This window comes from Streptomyces sp. A0642, assembly GCF_004795105.1.
Lineage (GTDB): Bacteria > Actinomycetota > Actinomycetes > Streptomycetales > Streptomycetaceae > Streptomyces.
In genome coordinates this window covers 1-553 of record NZ_SSBL01000089.1, presented here as the reverse complement: position 1 = coordinate 553, position 553 = coordinate 1, and the positions used below count along the sequence as shown (strand labels likewise).

The following is a 553-nucleotide window of genomic DNA, read 5'->3' as shown; positions in this document are numbered from 1 at the left end:
AACTCGGTGAACTACGAGGACGGGGACGGGCCCGAGTCGCGTTTCGTGAAGGTCACCCGGCTGGCGGCCGAGCACGGAGCCGCGCTGATCGCCCTGACGATCGACGAGGAGGGCCAGGCCCGGACCGTCGAGCACAAGGTCGCGATCGCGGAGCGGCTCATCGCGGACCTGACCGGGAACTGGGGCATCCAGGAGTCGGACATCCTGATCGACTGCCTGACCTTCACGATCTGCACGGGTCAGGAGGAGTCCCGCAAGGACGGTATCGCGACCATCGAGGCGATCCGCGAGCTGAAGAAGCGCCACCCCGACGTGCAGACGACGCTGGGTCTGTCGAACATCTCCTTCGGTCTGAACCCGGCCGCCCGGGTGGTGCTGAACTCCGTCTTCCTCGACGAGTGCGTCAAGGCCGGGCTGGACTCGGCGATCGTGCACGCCTCGAAGATCCTGCCGATCGCCCGCCTGGACCAGGAGCAGGTCAAGGTCGCCCACGACCTGATCCACGACCGCCGCGCCGAGGGCTATGACCCCCTGCAAAAGCTCATGGAGCTGT

At 66.7% G+C, this 553-nt stretch carries 1 protein-coding gene; it reads left to right on the top strand.

The window, feature by feature from the left end; genetic code table 11:
• A partial coding sequence (locus E6R60_RS36510; protein ID WP_168713752.1) for a dihydropteroate synthase occupies window positions 1-553 on the top strand: 553 nt, incomplete at both ends.